Annotated in this window: 18 protein-coding genes; 7 read left to right on the forward strand and 11 right to left on the reverse strand. The window is 74.3% G+C overall.

Annotation, left to right across the window (positions count from 1 at the left end):
* Window positions 1-123: 123 nt before the first annotated feature.
* The gene (locus ACFV6D_RS20465) at window positions 124-1,488 is read right to left on the reverse strand and encodes a dipeptidase (RefSeq protein ID WP_380430251.1); all 1,365 of its coding nucleotides are present in this window, start codon (window positions 1,486-1,488) and stop codon (window positions 124-126) included.
* Window positions 1,489-1,772: 284 nt separating this feature from the next.
* On the opposite strand from ACFV6D_RS20465, the gene ACFV6D_RS20470 reads away from it, so the two are divergent.
* A complete protein-coding gene (locus ACFV6D_RS20470) occupies window positions 1,773-3,215 on the forward strand; it encodes a geranylgeranyl reductase family protein (protein ID WP_380426709.1) in 1,443 nt (480 codons plus the stop codon).
* Window positions 3,216-3,351: 136 nt separating this feature from the next.
* Here ACFV6D_RS20470 and ACFV6D_RS20475 read toward each other — a convergent pair whose 3' ends face one another.
* Together ACFV6D_RS20475 and ACFV6D_RS20480 are read right to left on the reverse strand one after the other, a co-directional pair.
* Window positions 3,352-5,655, reverse strand: a complete 2,304-nt coding sequence (locus tag ACFV6D_RS20475; RefSeq protein ID WP_380426711.1) for a glycosyl hydrolase family 18 protein — start codon at window positions 5,653-5,655, stop codon at window positions 3,352-3,354.
* 261 nt (window positions 5,656-5,916) lie between these two features.
* A complete protein-coding gene (locus ACFV6D_RS20480; protein WP_380560659.1) occupies window positions 5,917-6,903 on the reverse strand; it encodes an ArsR/SmtB family transcription factor in 987 nt (328 codons plus the stop codon).
* Window positions 6,904-7,023: 120 nt separating this feature from the next.
* Between ACFV6D_RS20480 and ACFV6D_RS20485 the strand changes: the two genes are divergently transcribed.
* Entirely contained in the window at window positions 7,024-8,445 is a 1,422-nt protein-coding gene (locus ACFV6D_RS20485; RefSeq protein WP_380426715.1) for an MFS transporter, read from the forward strand.
* A 170-nt stretch (window positions 8,446-8,615) separates the two neighbouring features.
* On the forward strand, window positions 8,616-9,389 hold the full coding sequence (locus ACFV6D_RS20490) for an enoyl-CoA hydratase family protein (protein WP_063350153.1): 774 nt from the start codon (window positions 8,616-8,618) through the stop codon (window positions 9,387-9,389).
* A gap of 81 nt (window positions 9,390-9,470) precedes the next feature.
* On the opposite strand, the gene ACFV6D_RS20495 is transcribed toward ACFV6D_RS20490, so the two are convergent.
* Window positions 9,471-10,232 carry a maleylpyruvate isomerase family mycothiol-dependent enzyme gene (locus tag ACFV6D_RS20495; RefSeq protein ID WP_380426717.1) on the reverse strand — a complete coding sequence of 254 codons (762 nt, stop codon included), beginning with the start codon at window positions 10,230-10,232 and terminating at the stop codon, window positions 9,471-9,473.
* Window positions 10,233-10,400: 168 nt separating this feature from the next.
* Here ACFV6D_RS20495 and ACFV6D_RS20500 point away from each other — a divergent pair, with 168 nt between their 5' ends.
* The gene (locus ACFV6D_RS20500) at window positions 10,401-11,156 is read left to right on the forward strand and encodes an acyltransferase (RefSeq protein ID WP_380379322.1); all 756 of its coding nucleotides are present in this window, start codon (window positions 10,401-10,403) and stop codon (window positions 11,154-11,156) included.
* Between the two features lie 45 nt (window positions 11,157-11,201).
* Here ACFV6D_RS20500 and ACFV6D_RS20505 read toward each other — a convergent pair whose 3' ends face one another.
* A complete protein-coding gene (locus tag ACFV6D_RS20505; protein WP_380426719.1) occupies window positions 11,202-12,698 on the reverse strand; it encodes a PucR family transcriptional regulator in 1,497 nt (498 codons plus the stop codon).
* 201 nt (window positions 12,699-12,899) lie between these two features.
* On the opposite strand from ACFV6D_RS20505, the gene ACFV6D_RS20510 reads away from it, so the two are divergent.
* Window positions 12,900-13,805 carry an esterase/lipase family protein gene (locus ACFV6D_RS20510; RefSeq protein ID WP_380426731.1) on the forward strand — a complete coding sequence of 302 codons (906 nt, stop codon included), beginning with the start codon at window positions 12,900-12,902 and terminating at the stop codon, window positions 13,803-13,805.
* Between the two features lie 94 nt (window positions 13,806-13,899).
* Here the strand turns inward: ACFV6D_RS20510 and ACFV6D_RS20515 are convergent, their stop codons facing one another.
* Both ACFV6D_RS20515 and ACFV6D_RS20520 read right to left on the reverse strand, forming a co-directional pair.
* A complete protein-coding gene (locus ACFV6D_RS20515; protein ID WP_380426721.1) occupies window positions 13,900-14,481 on the reverse strand; it encodes a HutD family protein in 582 nt (193 codons plus the stop codon).
* Window positions 14,482-14,642: 161 nt separating this feature from the next.
* A complete protein-coding gene (locus tag ACFV6D_RS20520; protein ID WP_380426723.1) occupies window positions 14,643-15,914 on the reverse strand; it encodes an MFS transporter in 1,272 nt (423 codons plus the stop codon).
* Window positions 15,915-15,931: 17 nt separating this feature from the next.
* On the opposite strand from ACFV6D_RS20520, the gene ACFV6D_RS20525 reads away from it, so the two are divergent.
* Both ACFV6D_RS20525 and ACFV6D_RS20530 read left to right on the forward strand, forming a co-directional pair.
* Window positions 15,932-17,209 (forward strand): ROK family protein, encoded by a 1,278-nt coding sequence (locus tag ACFV6D_RS20525; RefSeq protein WP_079136045.1) that lies wholly within the window; start codon window positions 15,932-15,934, stop codon window positions 17,207-17,209.
* 143 nt (window positions 17,210-17,352) lie between these two features.
* Window positions 17,353-18,552, forward strand: coding sequence for a PLP-dependent cysteine synthase family protein (locus tag ACFV6D_RS20530; RefSeq protein WP_380426725.1), 1,200 nt, complete (start codon window positions 17,353-17,355; stop codon window positions 18,550-18,552).
* Between the two features lie 205 nt (window positions 18,553-18,757).
* On the opposite strand, the gene ACFV6D_RS20535 is transcribed toward ACFV6D_RS20530, so the two are convergent.
* From ACFV6D_RS20535 to mscL, 4 genes are all read right to left on the reverse strand, one after another.
* Window positions 18,758-21,199 carry a right-handed parallel beta-helix repeat-containing protein gene (locus ACFV6D_RS20535; RefSeq protein ID WP_380379310.1) on the reverse strand — a complete coding sequence of 814 codons (2,442 nt, stop codon included), beginning with the start codon at window positions 21,197-21,199 and terminating at the stop codon, window positions 18,758-18,760.
* Window positions 21,200-21,445: 246 nt separating this feature from the next.
* Window positions 21,446-22,324, reverse strand: coding sequence for an MOSC domain-containing protein (locus ACFV6D_RS20540; RefSeq protein WP_380426727.1), 879 nt, complete (start codon window positions 22,322-22,324; stop codon window positions 21,446-21,448).
* Between the two features lie 199 nt (window positions 22,325-22,523).
* Window positions 22,524-23,333 carry a DUF6643 family protein gene (locus ACFV6D_RS20545; protein ID WP_063350159.1) on the reverse strand — a complete coding sequence of 270 codons (810 nt, stop codon included), beginning with the start codon at window positions 23,331-23,333 and terminating at the stop codon, window positions 22,524-22,526.
* A gap of 345 nt (window positions 23,334-23,678) precedes the next feature.
* Window positions 23,679-24,128 carry a large conductance mechanosensitive channel protein MscL gene (gene mscL, locus ACFV6D_RS20550; protein WP_063350160.1) on the reverse strand — a complete coding sequence of 150 codons (450 nt, stop codon included), beginning with the start codon at window positions 24,126-24,128 and terminating at the stop codon, window positions 23,679-23,681.
* Window positions 24,129-24,137: the final 9 nt, after the last annotated feature.

Below are 24,137 nucleotides of genomic sequence, written 5' to 3' on the forward strand. Positions count from 1 at the left end.
GGGGGGGGGGGGGGGGGGGGGGGGGGGGTGTGTGCGGGGGGGGGGGGGGGCGCCCCCCGCGGGGGCGGGGGGGGGGGGCGGGGGCCGGGGCCCCCCGCGGGGCGCCCCCCGGACCAACGCGCGTCAGACCGAGCGCAGTTCGGCGTAGCGGCGGAGGAACAGGGCCTCGGAGAGGGCCATCCGCTCCAGTTCCTGCGGGTCGACGCTCTCGTTGACCGCGTGGATCTGGGTGGTCGGCTCCTCGACGCCGATCAGCACGATCTCGGCCTTCGGGTAGAGCGAGCGCAGCGTGTTGCAGAGCGGGATCGAGCCGCCCTCGCCGGAGGCGACCATCTCGGTGCCGAAGGCCTCGGCCATGGCCTCGCCCATCGCCTCGTACGCCGGGCCGGTGGTGTCGGCGTTGAACGGGGCGCCGGTGCCCTGGCGTTCGACGGTCAGACGGGCGCCGAGCGGGACCTGCGCCTCCAGGTGGGCGACCAGCGCGTCCTGGGCGGCGGTCGGGTCGTTGCCCGGCGGGACGCGCAGGCTGACCAGGGCCTTGGCGGCGGCCTGGACGGAGGAGGTGGCGCCGATCACCGGCGGGGCGTCGATGCCGAGGACGGTGATCGCGGGGCGGGCCCACAGGCGGTCGGCGATGGTACCGGTGCCGGTCAGGGCGACGCCGTCGAGCACCTTGGCGTCGGAGCGGAACTGCTCCTCCGGGTACTGGACACCGCTCCAGGTCTGGCCGCCGGTCAGTCCGGCCACCGCGACGTCGCCGTGCTCGTCGTGCAGCGAGGCGAGCATCCGGACCAGCGACTGCAGCGCGTCCGGGGCGGCGCCGCCGAAGGCGCCGGAGTGCAGGTTGCCGGCCAGGGTGGTGACCGCGACCTCGACGACCGTCATGCCGCGCAGCGAGGCGGTCACGGTGGGCAGGCCGGGGGCGAAGTTGCCGGTGTCGCCGATGATGATGGCGTCGGCGGCGAGCAGTTCGGGGTGGGCCTCGGCGTAGCGCTCCAGGCCGCCGGTGCCCTGCTCCTCCGAGCCCTCGACGATGATCTTCAGGCCGACCGGGTAGCCGTCGCCGTACGCCTGCCGCAGCGCCCGCAGTGCGGTCAGGTGCATCAGGATGTTGCCCTTGCAGTCGGCGGCGCCGCGCCCGTACCAGCGGCCGTCACGCTCGGTCAGTTCGAAGGCGGGGCTGAGCCAGGCGTTCTCGTCGAGCGGGGGCTGGACGTCGTAGTGCGAGTAGAGCAGCACGGTCGGCGCGCCCTGGGGGCCGGGCAGTTCGGCGTAGACGGATTGGGTGCCGTCCGGGGTGTCCAGCAGTTGGACGTTGGTCAGGCCTTCGGCGGCGAAGGCGTCGGCGACCCAGCGGGCGGCCTTCTCGCACTCCTCGACCGGGAACTGGCGCGGGTCGGCGACCGAGGGGAAGGCGACCAGTTCGGCGAGGTCGGTGCGGGCACGGTCCATCAGGGACCGGACGGCGTCGGCCAGCGGCTGTGACATCGGGGCTCCGAGGGGAAGGCTTCGCCCGAGGGGTGGTGCGGGCGGAGGGGGCGGTTTGGGTACCGCCGATCATAGGCGGACTCGAACAGTCCGATCGGGTGGTTTTACCCGGCGATCCCGCCCGGCGCACCGTCTGGTGGATCGGTCCGATGGATCGCCCCGGGATCGCCCCGGGCTCGGCCCGGGCTCGGCCCGGGTTCGATCTGGGTTCGGTCTGGGTTCGGTCTGGCGTTCGGGGCGGCGCGGCCAGCGGCGGGTCCGGCGGACGCATAGGATTGCTCGACGTGACTGACTCCGGAAGCTCCGATTCCCGCAGCCCACTCGACACCGAGGCCTCGCCGCTCGACGCCGAGGTGTCCGGACGGCCGTCAGGCCGGTCGTCAGGTCAGCCGTCAGGCGAGGCGTCCGAGGGGACGCCCGAGTCGGTGTCCGAGACCGGGACGGTGCCCGAGGCCGGGACCGAGACGGTGTTCGAAGCCGCGACCGAGGCTGGGACCGAAGCCGAGACCGAAGCCGAGACCGCGCCGAGGGTCGGCCGGTCGGCGCCCGAGCCGCTCGACGGCGTCTGGGACGTCGTGGTGGTCGGTGCCGGACCGGCCGGAGCCTCGGCCGCGCACGCCGCCGCCGTCCAGGGCCGGCGGGTGCTGCTCCTCGACAAGGCCGAGCACCCCCGTTACAAGACCTGCGGCGGCGGCATCATCGGCCCGTCCCGGGACAGCCTGCCGCCCGACTTCCGGCTGCCGCTGCAGGACCGCGTGCACGCCGTCACCTTCGCCTACGACGGGCGGTTCACCCGGACGCGTCGGTCCCGGCGGATGCTGTTCGGCCTGGTCAACCGGGACGAGTTCGACCTGCGCCTGGTGCAGGCGGCCAAGCAGGCCGGGGCGGTGCTGGTCACCGGAGTGACCGTCACCGGCGTCGAGCAGCGCGGCGGTGAGCACCGGACGGCGCTGGTGACGGCCGCCGACGGGCGCACCTTCGAGGCGCGCGCGGTGGTCGGCGCGGACGGCAGCGCGAGCCGGATCGCCCGGCACGTCGGCGTCACCTTCGACCAGATCGACCTCGGCCTGGAGGCGGAGATCCCCGTCCCGCCGCAGGTCGCCGCGGACTGGTCGGGCCGGATCCACCTCGACTGGGGCCCGCTGCCCGGCAGTTACGGCTGGGTGTTCCCGAAGACCGAGTCGAGCAGCCTGACCGTCGGCGTCATCTCGGCGCGCGGTGACGGTGAGCGGACCAAGCAGTATCTCGCCGACTACATCCGGCGGTTGGGGCTGTCCGGCTTCACCCCGAGCGTGGAGTCCGGGCACCTGACCCGCTGCCGGGCCGAGGACTCGCCGCTCTCCCGCGGCCGGGTGCTGGTCGCCGGGGACGCGGCCGGACTGCTGGAGCCGTGGACCCGTGAGGGCATCTCGTACGCGCTGCGCTCGGGCCGGCTGGCCGGCGAGTGGGCGGTGAAGGTCGCGGAGGCGGGCAAGGCGGCGGACGTGCGGCGCGAGGCGCTGAACTACGCGTTTGCCATCAAGGCCGGGCTGGGCGTGGAGATGCGCGCCGGCAAGCAGCTGCTGGGCGCCTTCGAGCGGCGCCCGTACCTGTTCCACGCGGCGGTCTGCCTGGTGGCGCCGGCCTGGCGGGCCTTCGCCCGGACCACCCAGGGGCACACCACCTTCGCGCAGGTGCTCCGGCAGTACCGGGCGGCCAGGAAGCTGGCGGCGATGGCGTCCCGGTGACGGGAGGCCCTGGAAGCGGGTGCGGCCCTGGAGGCCCGTCGGGCACCTGGGGCACCTGAGGCGCGGGCCGGCGCTCCGTTGTTCTCGGAGCGCCGGCCCTTGCTGCCCCACCGGCCCAACGGGCCGTGTCCTCCGGCTATTTGAGCCCGGAGTCGAGTGCGTTGATGAGCGTGCCGGAGGGAGTGTCGCCGGACATCTCCCAGATCATGCCGCCGAGCAGGTTCTTCGACTTGAGGTAGGCCGTCTTCTGGGCGATCGACCAGGCGTCGTCGAAGGTCCACCACTGGCCGCCGGCTCCGGTGTAGCCGTACGTCGCAATGGACTTGGGGTCGTGGTACACGGTCAGGTTGGGGACGCCGGTGATGAGGTTGTTGTAGCCGCGGGTGCCGGCCTCCTCGCTGAACTGGCCCGGGGCCGCGCCGTTCGCGGACTGCCACACGCCGGAGGCGCCGCCGTCCGCCACGCCCTGCCAGCCGCGCCCGTAGAACGGGAAGCCGATGGTGAGCTTGCGCGGGTTGACCCCGGCGCCGAGGTAGGTCTGGACCGCCGCGTCCACGCTGAAGTGGAAGTTGTACGGGTCGTTCGGGTCGGCGTAGAGGTTGGCCTGGGGGCCGGTGCGGTTGGGCTCCCAGGAGTTGTCGCTGCCGGAGCCGTGGAAGTCGTAGCCCTGGACGTTGGCGATGTCCAGCGAGCTGAAGATCTTCGTGAGGTCCCAGCCCGCGGCGACCTTCGCCGGGTCGGCCGGGGTGAAGGCGGTGAGCAGCTTGTGCGAGCCGCCCAACGCGTCGAGCTGCTTGCGGAATTCGGCCAGCAGCAGGGTCAGGTTGCCCTTGTCGTTGGCGCTCCAGTGGTTGCCGGCGTGGCCGTCGGCGGAGCCGGGCCACTCCCAGTCGAGGTCGATGCCATCGAAGATCCCGGCCGCCACGCCGTCGCCGCCGGCGCCGTTGTAGACCGGCAGGTTGCCCTTGATCCACACGTCGAGGCAGGACTTGACGAACTTCTGGCGGGAGGCGTCGGTGGCGGCGACGTCCGAGAAGTACTTGGAGTACGTCCAGCCGCCGAGTGAGACGACCACCTTCAGGTTCGGGTACTTGGCCTTCAGCTTCTTCACCTGGTTGAGGTTGCCGCGGAGTTTGCCCCAGCCGTCGTCGGCCACGCCGTCCACCGACTGGTCGGCGCTCATCGGGCGGGCGTAGTCGGCGTCGGCGTCACCGGCGCCGGTGCCCTGGTCCGGGTCCTGCGGGTTGGCGGTGGTGCCCTTGGTGACGCCCGCCAGGCAGGTCAGGTTGACCGGATCGATGTTCTCGAAGGCGTAGTTGACGACGTCGAGCTTGGCCGCGCTGCCGGAGGTGTCGAGGTTCTTGACGAAGTACTGGCGGCCGTAGATGCCCCACTGGACGAAGTAGCCGACCCGGGCGTACTTTCCGGCGCCGACCAGGTCCGAGGTGGTGGCGGTGAGCGGGGCGGAGGCGGGCGAGGCGTTGTCGGCGGGGTCGCGGGCCTTCACGGTGAACGTGTAGGTGGTGGACGGGGACAGGCTGCCGACCGTCGCGGTCAGGGTGCCGCCGCCGACCGTCGCCACCAGCGTGCCGCCCTGGTAGACGTCGTACGCGGCGACCCTGACGTTGTCGGTCGCGGCGTTCCAGGCGAGCGTGACGTCCGACGAACTGACCGCCGTGGTGCGGAGGTTGGTCGGCGCGGTGGGCGGGACCGGGTCGGTCGACGGGTCGAAGGTGGCGGCGGTGACGGGCGCGCTGAGTGGTCCGGTGTTGCCGCGGCTGTCCTTGGCCCGGACGGTCAGCGTGTATGTGGTGGCCGGGGTGAGCCCGGTGAGCAAGGCGCTGGTGGTGGTGCTGGAGCCGACCGCGGTGGCGCCGTTGAGCACGTCGTAGGAGGCGACCGGGAAGTCCCCGCCGGTGGCGACCGGCCAGGTCAGGGCGAGCGTGTGCGCGGTGGACTCGGTGACCGCCGGGGTGCCCGGCGCGGACGGCGGGACGTCGGCGGTGCCGTCGCACTTGTCGCCGTTGACGCGGCAGTTGGTGGGGGTGGCGACCGGGCCGTTGCCGACGAACCAGAAGCTGTACGGCTCGGTGGTGCTGTGGGCGTTGACGGTGGCGTTGTAGAACGCGTTGGTCGCGGTGACGTGCTGGCCGTTGACGGTGGCGGTGCCGTTGTAGCTGTTGCCGATGGTGACGCCGGCCGGCAGGTCGAACTCCAGGGTCCAGCCGGTCACGGCGGTGGCGTTGTCGTTGTGGACGATGTAGGTGCCCTGCCACCAGGAGCCGTTGTTGGCGGTGGTGAAGGCGGCGGTGAGCTTTCCGGCGGCGTTCGCCGGGGCGGCCAGCGCGGTGAGCGCGGCGAGGGGCAGGAGCAGGACGGAGAGCAGTGCCAGCAGTCTGCTGCGCACGCGCGGGCGCCTGGCCCGGGATCGAGCGGACATGGTTCTCCCTGTGACTGTGGGGGTTGGACAGGGTGACGTAGAACCGCTGTGCTTGGTGCGTGTGCGATGGGTGCCCGCGCCGTGGGGAGGCGGGGCATGGGCACTGTAGGAGGACTGGACCAATGCGTCAACAGGTCTGTACCACTGGGGAGTTGGGGGATTCGTCGGGGTGGTGCGGGCCGGTCGGGGGCTGCGGGGGCGAACAGGTGACAACTTTCAGATAACAGATAACAGATGTTGAAATCTGTTATCTGTCACTTGTCACCTGTTCGCCCCCGTCAGCTCGTCCCCGAGCGGGCTGCGCAGGTACAGCACCGAGCGGCCGTGCCGGGCCCGGGTGACCAGGCCGGTGGCGGCGAGGACGGACAGGTGCTGGCTGACCGCGCCGGGGGTGACGCCCAGCCGGTAGGCGAGGTCGGTGGTGGAGGCGGGTTCGACGAGCAGGGCCAGCAGTCGGGCCTTCGGCGCGCCGACCAGCGCCTCCAGCGCCCGCGGCGGCACCGGCGTCCCCGGTCCGGCCATGCCCGCCTGGCCGCGCGCCGGGTAACTGATCTGCGGCGCACGCTCGTTGCTGATCATCGTGATCGCGCCGCGGGCGAAGAAGGTCGGGATGAGGACGAGGCCGCGGCCGTCCACGGCGGTCTCCGCGTCCCAGTCCGTCCATCGGCGGTTGATCGACAGGACGCCGTCCTCCCAGTGCAGCCGGTGGTCCAGGTCGGCGAAGAGCGCCGCTGCGCCGTGCTGGGAGAGCAGCCGGGCCCGGTAGACCAGGTCGGCGTCCAGGACCGCACGGGCCTGCGGCCACCAGGACGGCGCGAGGCAGACCTCCCAGTACTCCTCCAGCGCGTCGGCGATCCGCTGCAACAGCCGCGCCGGGTCGGCCAGTCCGGCGGCGAGCGCGGCGGGCAGGGGCCGCCCGTGCGGCAGGAAGACCTGCTCCAGTTCGGGGCGCAGCTGCTCCGGCGGCAGCGCGCGGACGGTGGCCAGCTCGGTGCGGAAGTCGGCGGCGGGCGAGGCCGGGCGGGGCGTCAGGAAGTCGGGGATCCAGCGGTTCCCGGCGATGAGTGACAGCAGCAGCGTGGAGTCCAGCCGTTCGAAGGCGGGCCGGAGCCGTTCGAAGGCCGGGGTCTGGAGCTGGTAGACCCCGGGGTGGGTCCACATGCGCAGGCTGAGCGAGGCCTCCTGGATCGGGGAGACGGCGAACCAGGTGGTGGCGAGGTCGGCCAGGCCGAGCGTGAAGCGGTGCACGGGGGGTGCTCTCCTGCGGCGCGGCGCATGGGTGCCGGGGCTGGGGCGCGTGGGGCGCTTGGTTTTAGCCAGAGCCTAAAGGAGTACCGGACCCGGGCCGTCCGGCGGTGTGATCAGCACATGACCACCACCTCGCCGGCGGAGACGTCCGGACCCGACCCCGCCATGCCCGGAGGCGCCGCCATCACGGCAAGCACGGCAAGCACGGCAAGCACCGCAGACACCGCAGACACCGCAGACACCGCAGACCCGCAGGCCGGCGGCGGGCTCGTCAGCGTCGTGCGACGGCGGCTGCACCCCGACCCGATGGTCCGGCGGCTGGCCGGGATCACTCTGGTCAACACGATCGGCAGCGGCCTGTCCCTGTCCGTCGCGGTGCTGTTCTTCACCCGGGTGCTCGGTCTGAGTGCCGCCCAGCTGGGGCTCGGGCTGACCGCCGCCGGCCTGTGCGGCGTCGTCGCGAGCGTGCCGGCCGGGCGGGCCGCCGACCGTTGGGGAGCCCGGCCGGTGCTGGTCGTGCTGGTCGCAGTGCAGGCGGTCGGCACCGCCGGGTACACGCTCGTGCACAGCTATCCGGCCTTCGTGGTGCTGGCCTGCGGGGTCGCGGCCGTCGACCGCGGGTCCGCCGCCGTGCGGAACGCGCTCTACGCCGAGGTGCTGCCGTCCGACCGCCGGGTGGCGGGCCGGGCCTACCTGCGGGTGGTGACCAACGTGGGCATCTGCCTGGGGACGGCCGTCGGCGCGATCGCGCTCCAGGTGGACACCAAACCGTCCTATCTGACGGCGATTCTGGCCGACGCCGCTTCCTTCGTGGTCGTCGCCGTGCTGTTCCACCGCCTCCCCGCCCACCGCCTCCCTGCCCCCGCGCACCCGGCCCCGGTCGCGCCGTCCGCGGAACCGGGGGACGGCGGTGCCCGGCGGGGCAAGCGGCGCAATCCGGCGCTGCGGGACGGCCCGTTCCTGGTCGTGACGGTGCTGAACGCGGTCCTCGCCCTGCAGTTCGCCGTCCTGGAGGTCGGCGTGCCGCTGTGGATCGTCCATGACACCGAGGCGCCCCGGATCACCGTCGCGGGCACCTTGATCGTCAACACCCTGCTGGTGATCGCCCTTCAGGTGCGGGCCACCCGGGGGACGGAGGACCGGGCGACGGCAGCCCGGCTCTGCGGCCGCGGGGGGCTGCTGCTCGCCGCCTCGTGCCTGGTCGTCGGCCTCGCGCACGGCCTGCCCGCGCTCGTCGCCGCCGTGGTGGTGCTCGGCGGCATCGCGCTGCAGTCGCTGGGCGAGGTGTTCGGCCAGGCCGGCGGCTGGGCGCTCAGCTACGACCTCGCGGGGGAGCGCGACCACGGCGCCTACCAGGGCGTGTACAACGCGGGTTCGGCGGCGTCGATGATGGCCGGTCCGGCCTTGGTCAGCACTGCCGTGATCGGGTTCGGTCTGGTCGGCTGGGCCGTCCTGGGCGCGGTGCTGGCGGCGGCGGGCCTGGCGATGGGCCCCGCCGTCCGGTGGGCCGGGCGACGGGGAGGGTGCGCCGAGGCTCGGTGACGCGGCTGCTCCCGGACGAGCGCGAGGGCCTCGATCCCGATCAGCGCCTCGGGCAGGATTGGCTCTGGCCGAGGGGTGGGTGGGCGTGCCAGAGTCGTCCGGGCGTCGCCCGGGCACCCGGGGCGGCGCGGCAGTCCGACCCACCCTCAGCCGGAAGGCAGGCCCCGCCGATGACCAGCGCAGAGCCCCTCGTCCGCGTCACCACCGCCGACGCCGTCACCACGATCACCCTCGACTCGCCGCACAACCGCAACGCACTCTCCACCCGGCTGATGGCCGAGCTGCACGCCGGTCTGGCGGTCGCCGCGGCCGACCCGGAGGTCCGGGCCGTGGTGCTCGGGCACACCGGCAAGGTGTTCTGCGCGGGTGCGGACCTGTCCGAGGCGACCGGCGCGGACCCGACGGTCGGCCCGCGCGGCCTGGTCGAGCTGCAGCGGGCGATCGTCGACTGCACCAAGCCGGTGATCGCCGTGATCGACGGGCACGCCCGGGCCGGCGGCCTCGGCCTGATCGGCGCGGCGGACCTCGCCCTCGCCGGGCCGGCCGCGACCTTCGCGTTCACCGAGGTCCGGCTCGGCCTCGCGCCCGCTGTGATCTCGCTGCCGCTGCGCCCCAAGCTGGACCCGCGCGCCGCCTCCCGCTACTACCTCACCGGTGAGGTCTTCGACGCCGCCGAGGCCGCCCGGATCGGCCTGATCACCCGCGCCACCGAGTCCGCCGAGGACACCGGGGTCGCGTTGAAGGGCCTGCTGGACGCGCTGCGCCAGGGCTCCCCGCAGGGGCTGGCGGAGTCCAAGCGGCTGGCCAACGCCGAGGTGGTGCGGTCCTTCGAGCGGGACGCGGAGGGGCTGGTGGAGCTGTCGGCGCGGCTGTTCGGGTCGGCGGAGGCGCAGGAGGGGATGCGGGCGTTCCTGGAGAAGCGGCCCGCGCGCTGGGTGCGCTGACCCCGGGCCGCTCCACCCCCCCCCGGCCCCTGATCCCAGCGCGCGGCGCGCTACCCGCGGCGCGCTACGTACAGCGCGGCCTCAGCCGATGACCGCGCTGGTCCGCCAGAGTTCGAGCAGCGCCTCGTCGCCGGCGAGTTCGACCTGCGCGGACCCGACCGGGAGCCGGTTCCACAGCAGCAGGTACAGGTCGTGGGCGGGGCCGGTGAGGGTGAGGTCGGCCGGTTCGGCGGCGCCGCCCGTGCCGATGGTCGGCGGCTCCTGGGTGATGGTCAGCTGCCAGGAGCCGGGGCCGTCGGTGCTCCGGACCCCGATGGTGCGGGTCCGTTCGCTGCGCAGCCGGGAGCGGCTGCTGGCCACGAAGCCGCTCAGCAGTTCGTCGATGCCGTCGAGGGCGAGAGCGGTGTCCACCCTGGGGCCCTCGGTGCCGGCCGCCGCGTCGGCGTCGGCGCGGTGGACGGCGGTCTCGTGCGCCTGGCGGCGGGCCCAGAACCCGAGCGGGCTGGGCGACGGCAGGAAGCTCCAGCACTCGACGTCGGCCGGGGCCCGGGTGAGCGTGTCCACCAGGGCGGCGTGGCCTTCGCGGAACCAGTCGAGCAGTGCCGCGTCGGACGGCGCCGGCCCGATCACGGCCCGCCTGCCGTCCTCGTCGAGGGGCGCGGGCAGGCCCTGGGAGGGGTAGGCGGCGGCCCAGCGGTGGACGTTTCCGACGTGCCTCAGCAGGTCGTTGAGGCTCCAGTCCGGGCAGGTCGGCACGGGGGCGGCGAGGTCGGTACGGGCGGCCGCTTCGGCGAGCAGGGTGCCCTCGCGGCGCAGGGCGTCGATGTGTTCGGTGATCTCCATGGGGGGAGTGTTGCACCGGAGCCCGCCGGCCGGTTGCGGTTTTCGGACCCGCCCGGGCGGAGGGCCGGGCCTGGCCGTGGGAGGCCGCAGGCCAGGGTGGGTGCGGGGCCGGTGTGATGTTGACCGCCCGGCGGCCGGCCGGACCCTACGGGCCGGTAACGTGAGGGCATGCCGATAACCCGTTCGCTGCTCTCCGCGGTCCGAGCCGGTGGCCGCCGTGCCGCCGGCCGCCTCGTCCACCGGGGCTGGCGCTGGGTGCAGCGGACCGGTGCGGTCACCCGGCAGAGCCCGGGCCCGTACCGGTTCGGCGAGTTGGGCGACGGTACGACACTGGCGTTCCCGCTCGGCGCGGTCTTCAACGAGCAGTGGATCACCATCGGGCCGTTCTCGATCATCGGCGAGCGGGTCACCATCAGCGCCGGTTTCCTGCCCGGCCTCGACCTCGGGCCCGAGCCGATCGTACGGATCGGCGGCGGCTGTGTGATCGGCCGGGACAGCCACATCGTGGGCCACCAGTCGATCGTCCTCGGCGACGACGTGTGGACCGGGCCCGGCGTCTACATCTCCGACCAGGCGCACGAGTACCGGTCCACCGACCTGCCGATCGGCAAGCAGTGGCCGCGCAACGAACCGGTGGAGATCGGTGCCGGGAGCTGGATCGGCACCGGCGCGGTGATCCTGCCGGGGGCCCGGATCGGCCGCAACGTGGTGGTCGCGGCGGGCGCGGTGGTGCGCGGCGAGGTGCCCGACCACAGCGTGGTGGCCGGGGCGCCGGCCAAGGTGGTCCGCCGTTGGACGGCCGAGGAGGGCTGGCAGCCGCCGCTGCGCCACGACGCACCCCAGCCGGTGCCGGACGGCGTGACGGCGGAGCAACTGCGGGCCCTGGTGGGGTGGGACCTGCGGTTGCCGGGGGAGCAGGGCTGATGCACCCGCGCCGCCGTTCCCGGTGGGGCGGGTGCCGGTACGTCGCTATCGGACTGCGGGGGCCTGTTCGGCGGCGCGGGCGGCGATGGCGGCGGTGATCCGCAGGACGTCGGCGGGGCGGGCGGGGTCGAGGCCGGTGAGGGCGGCGATCCGGCGCAGCCGGTAGTCGACGGTGTTCGGGTGCAGGTGCAGGGCGCCCGCGGTGTGCCGCCGGTTGAGCCCGCCGGCCAGGTGGGTGCGCAGGGTGGTGAGCAACTCGCCGCCGTCGGCCAGTGGTTCGAGCAGTGCGGCGAGCCGGGAGCGGGCCTGGCTGGGGCGGGTGAGCTGGTATTCGAGCAGGACGTCGTCGAGCCGGTACAGGCCGGGTGGACGGTCGAACGCGCGGGCCACGTCCAGGACTTCGTACGCGAGCGCGGCCGCGCCCGGCACCTCGCAGGGTGCGGCAGCCGCCGCCGCGGCCAGGACGGGGACGCCTCCGGCCCGGGCGGCCGCGGCGACGGTGGCGGCGAGGTGCTGCCACGGGAGTTCGGCGGGCGTGCCGGGGCGCCCGGACGCTCGCTCCGGCCGGGGCTCCGGCCGGGCCTCCGGGGGCGGCCCGAGCGGGACGAGCACGAGGCCGCCCGAGGGGGTGAGCGCGGTGATCGCCGACTGCCGCGTCCGGTGGTCGAATTCGGCGACTAGCCGGCGGAGCTTGCGGCGGCCGGCGATGCCCGGGTCGACGCCGGGGGCGTGCTCGTCGGGGTGGTCGGCGACGGCCAGGCACAGGACGGCGTACCGGGGCGGCAGTTGGAGCCCGGCCCGGGCGGCGGCCTCGTCCGCCGGGGTGCCGGCGAGCAGTGCGGTGAGCAGTGCGGTGAGCAGCGACTGCCGGGCGGCGCCGCGCCGGTCGCCGGTCGGGCGGCGTTCGTCGAGGTAGCCGGCGCCGGCGGCGGTGGTGGCCTGGCGGAGCTGGTCGAGCAGCAGCCGGTTGAGGACGAGCAGGTCGGCGGCGTCGCCGTCGCGGGCGTGCCGGGTGACGAACTCCCAGCAGACCTCCAGCCCGAGGTGGTGGGCGAGCAGGACGGCGTCCAGCGGCAGGCCCTCCTCGGCGCGGCGGGCGGCGGCCTCCCGGACGGCGGCGAACTCCTCGTCGGGGGCGGGGAGTCCGGTGCGGACGGCGTGGGCCAGGGCGCGGATCCGGCGCTCGGTGTCGCGGGTGAGTTCGCCGGTGAGCTGTTCGCGGGGCAGGCGGTGGTACACCGGCACGCGGTCCAGCAGGGCGGCGACCACGCTCTCGGCCAACTGGCGTACACCGCCCAGGAGTCGTTGGTCGGCCGGTCGGCCGCCGATCACCGGGACGCGCCAGCCGGGCGTGCGGTCGGCGGTGTGGTCGGGCGCGCGCACGGTGGTGTGGTCGGGGACGGCGGTGGGCTCGGGTGTACGGACGGGTGTGCGGTCGGCTGCGGAGGGGGGCACGGAGGCGGGCGCGGAGTGCGGCTCGGAGCGGGGTGTGGCGTCGGGTGAGCGGCCGGGCGAGGCGGCGGGTGCGTTGTGACCGGTCACAGAGAACACCGTCCAGGTCTGGGGAACGCCCAAGGGCCGGGCCGGAGGGGCGACCGCATGATGGAGCCACTCGGGTTACCTGTTGGTAACAAACTTCCGCCGTGGAGGCAACAGTTGAGAACCCCACTTCTCCGCTTCTCCGCAACTCCCGTGCGCCGCAGGCTCGGCGGGGCCATCGGCGCGACCGTGCTGGCGGGCGCGCTGCTGGCCGGCGCGTCGGCCGCCCCGGCGAGCGCCGCGACGTCCCCCTCCGCCGCGCCCGCCGCCGCCCGCTCCCTCAGCGCTGCCGCCACCTCCGCCGCCGCCGAACTTCCGCCCGACGGTGACTCGGTGGCCTCGCCGCCCGGCGCCAACGACTGGAACTGCCGCCCGAGCGCCGCCCACCCCGATCCGGTGGTCCTCGTGCACGGCACCTTCGCCAACCGCTACGAGAACTGGCTCGCGCTCTCCCCGCTGCTGAAGGGCCTCGGGTACTGCGTCTTCGCGCTCGACTACGGCACCATCCCGGGCATCACCTCCAGCGGCAGCGGCCTGCTGCTGCCGATCGGCGGCCTGGGCCCGGTGCCCGAGTCGGCCGCCCAACTCGGGCGGTTCGTCGACCTGGTGCTGAAGGCCACCGGCGCGGCCAAGGTCGACATCGTCGGGCACTCGCAGGGCGGCATGCTGCCGAACTACTACCTGAAGTTCCTCGGCGGGGCCGCGAAGGTCGGCCGGCTGGTCGGCCTGGCGCCGTCCAACCACGGCACGACGCTCGACGGGATCACCAAGCTCGTGCCGTACTTCCCCGGCGTCGCGGACCTGATCTTCACCGTCTGCCAGGCCTGCCGCGACCAGGCGGTGGGCTCCGACTTCAACCGCACGATGGCCTCCCGCCCGGACACCGTGCCGGGCGTGAGCTACACGGTGATCTCGACCGTGTACGACGAGGTCGTCACCCCGTGGCGGACCCAGTTCCTGACCGGCCCGGCCGTCGACAACGAGGTGCTGCAGAACCACTGCCCGATCACGCTCGCCGAGCACGTGGCGATCGCGTTCTCGCCGACGGCGCTGCACCTGGTGACCAACGCCCTGGATCCGGCGCACGCCACACCGGTGTTCTGCGGCTGAGCCGCACCCACCGGAACGCTGCGGCCCGGGAGGCCTCCCTCCCGGGCCGCGGCGTTCCGGTGTCCGGGCGCCCGCGCGCCCCGGTTCCTCGGCGTCAGCGCGACGGGCGGAGCGTGACCACGGCGGTGACCCCGCTGGCCCGGACCAGCACCTCGCGCGGACCGGCCCCCTCCAGCAGGGCGGCGTCGTAGCGGTCGAGCACCGTGTCACCGTCGACGGCGGCCGAACCGGCGAGGCAGACCAGCAGGACGGTCGCCCCCGGCGGGACGTCCACGACGGCCGGTGCGGTCAGCACGTCCACGGTGGCAGCGACCCGGCCGCGACGGGTCATCACGTTGAAGTCGACCACCGGGCCGGCCGACAGCCGGCAGTCCGTCACGGCGTCACCGGAGAAGGCGAAGGGGCGGAAGGGCGCGTCGACCAGCTGCTCGGCGCCGTCGACGGTGAGCGTCATGCCGGGGCCCTCGACCAGGGTGATCACCCGGTCGACGCCGGGGAACGGCGAGAACGGCCCGGCCGACGCGACGTCCGCGAGGCTGACCCGCCAGTCGAAGGCGTCCAGCCCGGCCCCGACGGGGAAACCGGCGACCTCCCTGGTCACCCCGCCCCCGTTGAGCCACGCCGTGGCCGGGCGCTCGGCCGCCCGCAGTACCTGGATCCGTCCGCTGCTCGTCATGGCCCGCATCCTGCCACCACCTCCGCGCGCGGCCGCGTCGGGCGTCGCCCGGGGCCGTCGGCGGTGGGGACGGTCGGACACCGGCCGTGCCGACGACCCGGGTGCTCCCGTCAGCGCCGACGGACGGCCAACGCCGATGGACGGTCAGCGCCGACGGACGGTCAGCGCCGACGGACGGCCAGCGGCAGGAGCGCCGCCGCCGTGGCCGCCACCGCGACGGTGGTCAGGGCCATCGGCAGCCCCGCCGCGTCGGCGAGGAAGCCGATCACCACCGGGCCGATCAGCATGCCGCCGTACCCGAGCGTCGAGGCGAACGCGACGCCCTGCGGGCCGCCCGCCGCACCGGCCCGGGCGATCGCGAGGGGGAAGAGGTTGGCGAGGCCGAGGCCGACCAGGACGAACCCGCAGACGGCCAGCGGCACCACCGGGGCGAGGGCGGCGACCAGCATGCCGGCCGCCGCGGTCAGGCCGCCGAGCAGCATCAGCCGGGTCTGGCCGAGCCGGATGGACAGCCAGGTGCCGCCGACCCGTCCGCTGGTCATGGCGAAGGCGTACGCGGCGTACCCGGCGGCGGCCGTCCCGGGGCTGGCGTGGACGTCGTCGGTGAGGTGGAGGGTGGTCCAGTCGGCGATCGCGCCTTCGCCGTACGCGGTGCACAGCGCGGTGAGGCCGAGCAGCAGGACGAGCAGCCGCAGGTGCGGGGCGGCGCGGCCGGCCGTGGCGCGGGTGCCGTGGCCGTTCGCGTCGTCGCCGATGGCGTCGCCGTCGCCCGTGCGGCCGGGCGCGACCAGCGGCGCGGCCGGGCTGCGCAGCAGGACGACGCCCGCGGCGGCGGTGACGGCGAGGCCGAGCAGACCGCCGAGCGCGAGCGCCCAGGCGGTGCTCAGCGCACCGGCGAGGAGCCCGCCGAGGCCCGCGCCGAGCAGACCGCCGAGGCTGTACCCGGCGTGGAAGCTCGGCATGACGGGCCGTCGCAGCTGCGCCACCAGGTCGACGGCTGCGCTGTTCATCGCGACGTTGGCGCCGCCGTACCCGGCGCCGAAGAGCAGCAGCACGCCGCCGAGCGCGGTGACCGAGTGGGCGTGTGCGGGCAGCGGGACGGCGAGGCTGAGCAGGGCGAGCGAGCCGACGGTCACCGGGCGCGAGCCGTACCGCAGGCACAGCCGCCCGACGAGCGGCATGGTGAGGACGGCGCCGATCGACAGGCAGAGCAGGGCCAGCCCGAGGGCGCTGTGCGAGGCGTTGACCTGGCTGCGGATGTCCGGGATACGGACCACCCAGGCGGCGAAGAGGAAGCCGTCGACGGCGAAGAACGCGGTGAGTGCGAGCCGCGCCGAGCCCCAGGGGCTGTCCGTGCCGGGGGGTGTGCTGAGAGACTGGGGGGAGGTCTGGTCGGGTCGAGGACGCGGGCGGATTTTGTTTCGAAGCGGCACAAAGTCACAATAGGGGCGTGCAGCTCTCACCTTCAAGTCCGCGACCAGGTTCCGGAACCGACCTCGAAGCGCAGCGCGACGCCCACCGCCGCGCGGCCCCCGATCGCGGTCGGACGCTGCTCGGCCCCGCGCTCTCGCTCATCCACACCGGACAGACGCCCACCCGCTCGGCGCTCACCCGCGCGCTGGACGTCACCCGGGCCACCGCCGGGGCCGTCACGGCCGAACTGGAGGCGCTCGGGCTGATCACCGTCGACTCGCGCCCGGCCGGCGGCGGACGCGGACGCCCCTCGCACCGGCTCGCGATCGACCCGCAGGGCCCGGTCGTGGTCGCGGGGCAGATCCACGCCGACGGACTGAGCGTCACCCTGGCCGGCCTCGGCGGCCTGCTCGACCCGCCCGTCCACCTGCCGCTGCCCGCCGCCACCGACCCCGTCCGGATGCTGCGCGCCGTCGCCGAGGCGGGCGCCGAACTCGCCCGCGCGACCAGCCGGCGCTGCCTCGGCGCCGCGCTCGCCCTGCCCAACCCGGTCACCGAACCCGACGGCGCCGCGCTCGCCGCACTGCACTTCGCCTGGCCCAGCGGCACCCCGGTCGCCGACCTGTACGACGTCGAGGTGGGCCGCGCCGACCACGGCCCCGGCGCCCGTCGGCCACTGCCCACCGCCCTCGCCAACGACGCCAACCTCGCCGCGCTCGCCGAGTACCGGCACGGTGCCGGGCGCGGTGCCCGTCACCTGCTCCTCGTCACCTCCGGCCACCGCGGCGTCGGCGGTGCGCTGGTGATCGACGGCCACCTGCACACCGGCAGCGCCGGGCTGGCCCTGGAGGTCGGCCACCTCACCGTCGACCCGCAGGGCCGGCTCTGCCCGTGCGGCAACCGGGGCTGCCTGAACTCCGAGACCGACCCCGACGCACTGTTCGCCGCCGCCGGGCTCACCCCCGAACCGGGGCGCCCGCTGCTCGACCAGGCGCGCGAACTGTGCCGGGCGGCCGCCACCGACGATCGCGCGCGGGCCGCCGTGGAACACGTCATCGACCGGCTCGGGCTCGGACTCGCGGGCGTCGCCAACATCCTCAACCCGGACCGGGTGGTCCTCAGCGGGCTCCACCTCGACCTGCTGGAGGCCGCGCCCGAGCGGCTGCGCGCGGTGGTCGCCGAGCGCAGCCTGTGGGGGCGCAGCGGGCGGGTGCCGATCGTCGGCGCGGAGCTGGCGCACGGTGCGCTCGCGGGTGCGGCGGAGCTGGGCTGGGGGCCGTACCTGGCGGACCCGCAGTCGGTGACGGCGGGCTGAACCCGGGGCCGGGCGTCGGGCTGGGGGGCGACAGGTCGGACCAGGGGCGATAAGCGGAAGCTGGGACTGCGAAAACGGTCACTTATCGTGACTCTCCTACACTCGTAGTGAGCAGTGGGGGGTCGTAACGAGGGAGAGTGGCCATGAGCACCCAACCCGGCGGGACCCAGTCCGGTGGAGCGAGCGGCATCGAGCCGACCGCGAGCGTCGAGCCGACCGTCGACGCCGCGCCGACTACCGGCATCGAGCCGACCGTCGATGTCGACCGGACCGACCCGCAGTACCGCGCCTGGCTCAAGGAGGCGGTGCGCAAGGTCCAGGCCGACGCCAACCGCTCCGCCGACACCCACCTGTTGCGCTTCCCGCTGCCGGGCGAGTGGGGGATCGACCTCTACCTCAAGGACGAGTCCACCCACCCGACCGGCTCGCTCAAGCACCGCCTCGCCCGCTCGCTCTTCCTCCACGGGCTCTGCAACGGCTGGATCCGCCCCGGCAAGCCGGTGATCGAGGCCTCCAGCGGCTCCACCGCCGTCTCGGAGGCGTACTTCGCGCAGCTCGTCGGGGTGCCGTTCATCGCGGTCATGGCCAAGAGCACCAGCCAGGCCAAGATCGACCTGATCGAGTTCCACGGCGGCGAGTGCCACCTGGTCGACCGCTCGGACGAGGTGTACGAGGCCTCCGCCCGGCTCGCCGAGAGCACCGGCGGGCACTACATGGACCAGTTCACCTACGCCGAGCGGGCCACCGACTGGCGCGGCAACAACAACATCGCCGAGTCGGTCTTCGCCCAGCTGCGCCTGGAGCCGCACCCCGAGCCGGCCTGGATCGTCGCCACCGCCGGGACGGGCGGCACCTCGGCGACCATCGCCCGGTACGTGCACTACATGCAGTACGACACCCGGATCTGCGTCGCCGATCCGGAGAACTCCTGTTTCTTCGACGGCTGGGTGCACCACGACCCGGACGCCGTCTGCGAGCGGGGCTCGCGGATCGAGGGCATCGGACGGCCCCGGATGGAGCCGAGCTTCGTCCCGGGGGCGATCGACCGGATGATGAAGGTGCCGGACGCCGCCTCCATCGCCGCCGTGCGGGTGCTGGAGCAGGTGCTCGGGAAGAAGGCGGGGGCGTCCACCGGGACGGGGCTGTGGAGCGCGCTGAAGATCGTCGCCGAGATGCGGGCGGCGGGGCGGCGGGGCAGCGTGGTCGGTCTGATCTGCGACCCGGGCGACCGCTACCTGGACAAGTACTACTCGGACGACTGGCTGGCCGGCGAGCGGATCGACATCGTGCCGTACCGGGCCGTGCTGGAGTCCTTCCTCGCCGGCGGCGCCTGGACGGGCTGACGCCGAGGTCGCCGGCTGCCCGCTCGCCCGCCTGCCCACCCGCTCGCGTTGGCGGCGGCGGTGAACAAATGACCGCGAACAAATGACAGCGAACAGATAACAGCGAACAGATAACGGCGAACAGATAACAGATTTCAGACTCTGTTATCTGTTCGCCGCCCTCGCCGCCCTCCCCGCCCGACGTCACAGTGCCGAGCCCCCGGCGTCAGGGCAGCGGTGCGCCCGGTAGGTCGGCCGGGACGAGGAGTTGGAGCTCCTCCGTCGAGGGGTCCGCGAGGTGGGCGACCCGCATCGCGTGCCGCTCGACCATGGTCTCGAAGACCTGCCGCGCAGTGCGCCCGTTGCCGAAGTTGGGGCCGCGCTCCAGTCGGGCGAAGTGGTCCAGCAGTACGCCCTCGGTCGCCTCGGCGAGCGCGTACTCGTGCTCGGCGCACTGGGCCCGGGCGATCTCCAGCAGCTCGTCCGCCGTGTAGTCGGGAAAGGTGACGGTGCGTGAGAAGCGGGACGAGACACCGGGGTTGGCGGAGAGGAAGCGTTCCATCTCCAGGGTGTAGCCGGCCACGATGACGACCACTTCGTCCCGGTGGTCCTCCATCAGCTTGACCAGGGTGTCGATGGCCTCCCGCCCGAAGTCGCGCGCGCCGTCCTCGGGGGCGAGCGCGTACGCCTCGTCGATGAAGAGCACCCCGCCGCGCGCGCGGTCGAAGGCGGCGGCGGTGCGGATCGCGGTGGAGCCGATGTGCTCACCGACCAGGTCGACCCGGGCCACCTCGACCAGGTGTCCGCGCTGGAGCACCCCGAGTGAGGCGAGGATCTCGCCGTAGAGCCGGGCGACGGTGGTCTTGCCGGTGCCGGGGGCGCCGGTGAAGACCAGGTGCCGGCGCAGCGAGGGCGCCTTGAGCCCGGCCTGGCGGCGGCGCTTGCCGACCGAGATCAGGTCGATGAGTGTGCGCACCTCCTGCTTGACGGTGGCCAGCCCGACCAGCGCGTCCAGTTCGGCGAGCGCCTCGTCGGCGGGCCGGCAGTCCGGGATCGGGGCGATCGCCGAGGTGGCGGCCGACGCGGCGGCGGTGCCGGCCACCCCGGCCTTCCCGGCCCTCCCGGCCAACGGGGTGCTGGTGGAGGCCAGTTGGGCGGCCCGCGGGCCCGGCACCTCGGCCGCACCGGCGGCCGGTGCGACGTCGTCCGAGGTGCAGCCCTCGGCGACCGGCCCGGGCTCGGAGAACTCGAAGCCGGCCCGCTCGTTCTGCTCGGCCCGGCAGCGGGTCAGTTGGGTGCGGCAGCCGTCGATGATGTGGAAGCCGAAGCCCTTGCCGTGCGAGACCCGGCAGTCCTCGAAGGTGCCCCGCCCCTGCGCCGAGACGTACACGCCGGCGTCGGTGCTGGCCCGGACGGTGCAGTCGCGCAGCACCGGGTCGGCGCCCTTGGTGACGATCACCCCGGTGGCCACGTCGGAGATCTCGCAGCCGGTGAGCAGGCCGCCGCTGCCGTGGTCGCGGAACCACAGGCCGGTGCCGGCCTCCTGGACCCGGCAGCCGGTGAGGGTCACCGCCGCGCCGCCGCTGACCGAGACCGCCGAGCTGCGGATCCGGCTGAAGGAGCAGTCCGCGGCGGTGGCGGCGGAGTCCCGGTCGAGGACGAACAGTGCGTCCGGCAGGTCGTACAGCGAGCAGTCGGTGAGGGTGAGCCGGGCGCCGTCGCTGACCCACAGTGCCGGGTACTCGCCGGTGGAGCCGTGGATCTGGCAGGACTCGGCGACGGCCTCGGTGCCCTGGTCCCAGACCGAGAGCGCCCCGCGCCCGAAGTCCCGGACGGTGCTGTGGTTGAGGCTGAGCCGGGAGCGGCCGCGCAGGTCGGCGCCGTTCTCCGGCAGGTCGTGCACCCGGCAGCCGGTGAGGACGAGTTCGGCCTCGCCGTCCAGGGTCAGGCCGTTGCCGGTGACCCGGTGGATCTCGCAGTCGACGAGCCGCCCGCGGGCCTGCGATTCGGCCTGGACGCCGCTGCCGCGGATCTCGTAGATCTCGCAGCCGGTCAGTTCGGCGGCGCTGCCCGGGTCGGAGAGTAGGACGCCGGCGCCGACGGCGTGGTGGACCCGGCAGCGGTCGAGGGCGGCGGTGGCGCCGCCGAGGACGGCGAGTCCGGCCTGCCCGGCGGCGGCGACCTCGCAGTCCTCCAGGGCGGCGGCGGTGCCGGGGCCGCGCAGGCGCAGCCCGAGTCCGGCCGGGTTGGCGACGACGCAGCCGCGCAGGGTGGGCCGGGCACCGTCGGTGATCTCGATGCCGGTGGCGGAGCGGGTCTCGATCCGGCAGCCGCTGAGCGAGGGTGCGGTCTGCGGCCCGGTGATCAGGACGGCCGGGGTGGAGCTGTCGCCGCCTTCGACGACGAGGTCGCGGACGATGGCGTCGGCGGTGACGGTCAGCGCCACTCCGGACGGCGGGTCGATCCGGACGGTGCCCGGGCCCTGGGCCGGGACGATCGTCACGGGCTTGTCCAGCAGTACGTTCTCCCGGAACGTCCCCGGCCGGACGGTCACGGTGTCGCCCGGTTCGGCGGCCGCGAGGGCCTCCGCGAGGGTGTCGTACTCGCCTGCGCGGCGGCGCCAGCGGGATGCGCTGTCCTGGGTGACCCGGACCCTGTGCTCTGCCATGACGGTCTGTCGTCCCCACCTTCGTCGAGCCGGCGTTCAACGGGCCGTACGCGCGGGCCGCCCGCCCACCGTAGCGCGCCTCCATGGGTGGTCCGGTCGGCCGCGGTCGCGCGGGCACCGGGGGCTCGCGCCTTCGCCACAGGTTCCGACCACATGTTCAACGAGCGCGCACACCTGTGGTTCCGAGACGGGGACGCGCCGCGGGGGCGGCGGCGGGGGGAGCCGGTGAACCGGAGCGCCGCCGGTTCACCCCCGCGCGTCGGCGGGCCACTGCGCCCCGTCCTCCAGGACCTCGACCCGGTCGCCGACGCGCAGCGTGCCGAGCACGTCGCCGGTGGTGCAGGCCGGCCGCTCCGGGATCAGGTTCTGCCCGAACGCGGCCTTCTTCAGCAGCCGGTGGTGCCGGGCCAGGGTGCGCAGCGGTTCGGGGCCGCGCCGCTCGCCGCTCTCCTGGTCGGTGGTGGTGATGACGCAGCGGCCGCAGGGCTTGACGACCTTGAAGGTGAGGTCGCCGATCCGGATCCGGCGCCAGCCGTCCTCGGCCCATGGCTCGGCGCCGCCCACCACGGCGTTGGGGCGGAAGCGCTCCATCGGCAGCGGCTCGTGGCCGTCGGGGTGCTCGGCGGCGATCAGTTCGTTGAGCCGCTCCAGCGAGGCGGTGGTGGTGAGCAGCAGGGGGAAGCCGTCGGCCATCGAGACGGTGGTGCCGGGCTCGGCGTAGTCGGGGTCGGCCGGTCGGGCGTGCGGGTCGTCCAGGTGGACCAGGCGGTAGTCGCCGAGGTGTTCGGCGATCCACCGGTGCGCTTCCTTGGCGGCCTCGGCGGCGCGGAAGCGGGTGCCCCAGACCTCGACCTCGGCGAGCGGGTCGCCGGCTGCGACGGCGGGCGCGGGGACCTCGATCCGGGAGCCGTCGGGGGCGGTGAGGGAGAGCGCGCCGTCGGGGAGCAGGTCGGGCCGGATCTGGCCGAGGGCGGCGTTCTCGCGCTGGCTGACGAAGCGTCCGGTGGTGTCGGCGAGCATCCAGCGGCGGTCTCCGGCCAGGCCCCAGGGTTCGACGGCGGCGGTGTCGGGGCTCAGGCGGTACATGGACTTGACGGGGTAGACGTGGAGTCCGGTGAGCTGCATTCCCCCATCCTGCCAGCCGGTTCCCGGCGGTCCGCAGGACCCCCGTACGCGCACGGACCGCCCGGGACGCCGTGGGGGGCGTTCCGGGCGGTCCGTGGATGACCCGTTTCTCCGTACGCCCGGCGCGGGGAGCGCGCCGGGTGGTGCTCAGGTGGTGCGGGTGCGGGCCGGGTGGGGTCCGGCCCTGGAGGTCAGTGGCTCAGTAGCCCTGGCCCTGCTGCTGGTAGCCGCCCTGCTGGCCCCCCGCGTTGTAGGCGTTGTGGCCGGGCTCGCCGTACGGGCCCGGGCGCTGCGGCTGCATCGGGCGGACCGGCGCCATGGCCGGGCGCAGCTGGGCGCCGCCGAAGCCCTGGTCGCCGCCCTGGCCCTGGAAGCCGGGGCCGGCCTGGCCGGGGCCGCCGAAGGACTGCTGGCCGCCGAGGCTCTGCGGACCGCCCTGCGGCTGGCCGCCCGGCTGCCCGGGGCCGAACGCGCCCGGACCGCCGATCGGCTGCGCGCCGAAGGACTGCTGGCCGCCCTGGCCGCCGATGAAGGTGTTCTGGCCGCCGAAGCTCTGGCCGCCGGTCGGCTGGTAGCCGCCGCTGGCGGTCTGCGCGAAGGCCGGTGCGGCGGGCTGCGGCCGCTGGTACTGCTGGGGGGCGCCGTAGCCGGGGACGGGCGGCTGGGGCGCGGAGGCGTACGCCGGCGCGGGCTGCGCGGGGATGTACGCCGTGGCGGGACCGGCGGAGGGGCCGCTGCTCGGGCCGGGGCCCAGGGCGAGGCGGGCGGGCGGCAGCGCGGGGAGGTTGCTGCCGGCGCTCTCGTACCCGTTGCCGTACCGGTTCTCGTAGGACGGGCCGGCGCTGGCCCCGTAACCGGACGACATGGCCGGCGGAAGGGCCGCCGGCACGTTGATGGGTGCGATCTGGGGGACGCCGCGCTCAGCCACGAGGCTGTCGTAGATCGGCGTGCCGGAGGAGAAGGACGGAGAGGGGTAGCCGACTCCGTCGTAGGAGCGGGGCGAGGTCATGGGGCATACGGTAAGCCCACAACGCGCCTGCTGAGGAGAGCGGGAGGGGGAGCAGTTCGACTGTTTACACAGTCTTCGCTCGCACAAAGGTTTCGAAAGTAGGAAGAACGGACATACCGGCGTTCAGTTCCGGACAACCTTGGCGTGCCGTCAGTGATCGAACAGTACCCGGACGGCGGCGCGGCGAACCCTTGCGGTGACCGGGCGGTGGACGGTTCGGGGCCCGCCGGAGAAACTTTTGCGGACAGGGCGTGCGCCGGCGCATTCGAGCCCCCGCCGACGGTCCGACGAGGGCTCGTGAATGTTTCGGGAATAAAGTCCCCGTCAGCGGCCTCGGGCCCGTGGTCAGCTCGCCTGCAACGCCTGCGCCTGCGCCGGGAGGCCCGGCCGGCCCGCGACCTCCGAGGTGCAGAAGGAACAGCGGGTCGCCGCGGCCGGAATCGGGCTCAGGCACTCCGGGCAGTCGACCTTCACGACCGGCGCCGGCTTGGCCGACTCGAAGCGCGCCTGCAGCCTGCCGACCGGAAGCACCACGGCGAAGTAGATCACCGCGGCGACCAGCACGAACCCGATCAGCGCGTTGACGAAGACCCCGTACGGGAACCGGGTGCCGGCCACCTCGAAGGTCTTCTGGGTGAAGTCGCCGACGGCGCCGGTGGCGACCCCGATGAGCGGGGTGAGGAAGGCGGTGACGAACCCGGTGACCACGGCGGTGAAGGCCGCGCCGATCACGATGCCGACTGCGAGGTCCACCACGTTTCCGCGCAGCAGGAAGCTGCGGAATCCCTTGAACACCGGGTGACT

Source organism: Kitasatospora sp. NPDC059812 (assembly GCF_042732075.1).
Taxonomy (GTDB): Bacteria; Actinomycetota; Actinomycetes; order Streptomycetales; family Streptomycetaceae; genus Kitasatospora.

Coding starts and splice junctions, on each gene's coding strand:
- ACFV6D_RS20465 (WP_380430251.1), bottom strand. CDS start 1,488: ATGTCACAGCCGCTGGCCGACGCCGTCCGGTCCCTGATGGACCGTGCC.
- ACFV6D_RS20475 (WP_380426711.1), bottom strand. CDS start 5,655: ATGTCCGCTCGATCCCGGGCCAGGCGCCCGCGCGTGCGCAGCAGACTG.
- ACFV6D_RS20485 (WP_380426715.1), top strand. CDS start 7,024: ATGACCACCACCTCGCCGGCGGAGACGTCCGGACCCGACCCCGCCATG.
- ACFV6D_RS20490 (WP_063350153.1), top strand. CDS start 8,616: ATGACCAGCGCAGAGCCCCTCGTCCGCGTCACCACCGCCGACGCCGTC.
- ACFV6D_RS20495 (WP_380426717.1), bottom strand. CDS start 10,232: ATGGAGATCACCGAACACATCGACGCCCTGCGCCGCGAGGGCACCCTG.
- ACFV6D_RS20500 (WP_380379322.1), top strand. CDS start 10,401: ATGCCGATAACCCGTTCGCTGCTCTCCGCGGTCCGAGCCGGTGGCCGC.
- ACFV6D_RS20515 (WP_380426721.1), bottom strand. CDS start 14,481: ATGACGAGCAGCGGACGGATCCAGGTACTGCGGGCGGCCGAGCGCCCG.
- ACFV6D_RS20530 (WP_380426725.1), top strand. CDS start 17,353: ATGAGCACCCAACCCGGCGGGACCCAGTCCGGTGGAGCGAGCGGCATC.
- ACFV6D_RS20535 (WP_380379310.1), bottom strand. CDS start 21,199: ATGGCAGAGCACAGGGTCCGGGTCACCCAGGACAGCGCATCCCGCTGG.
- ACFV6D_RS20540 (WP_380426727.1), bottom strand. CDS start 22,324: ATGCAGCTCACCGGACTCCACGTCTACCCCGTCAAGTCCATGTACCGC.
- ACFV6D_RS20545 (WP_063350159.1), bottom strand. CDS start 23,333: ATGACCTCGCCCCGCTCCTACGACGGAGTCGGCTACCCCTCTCCGTCC.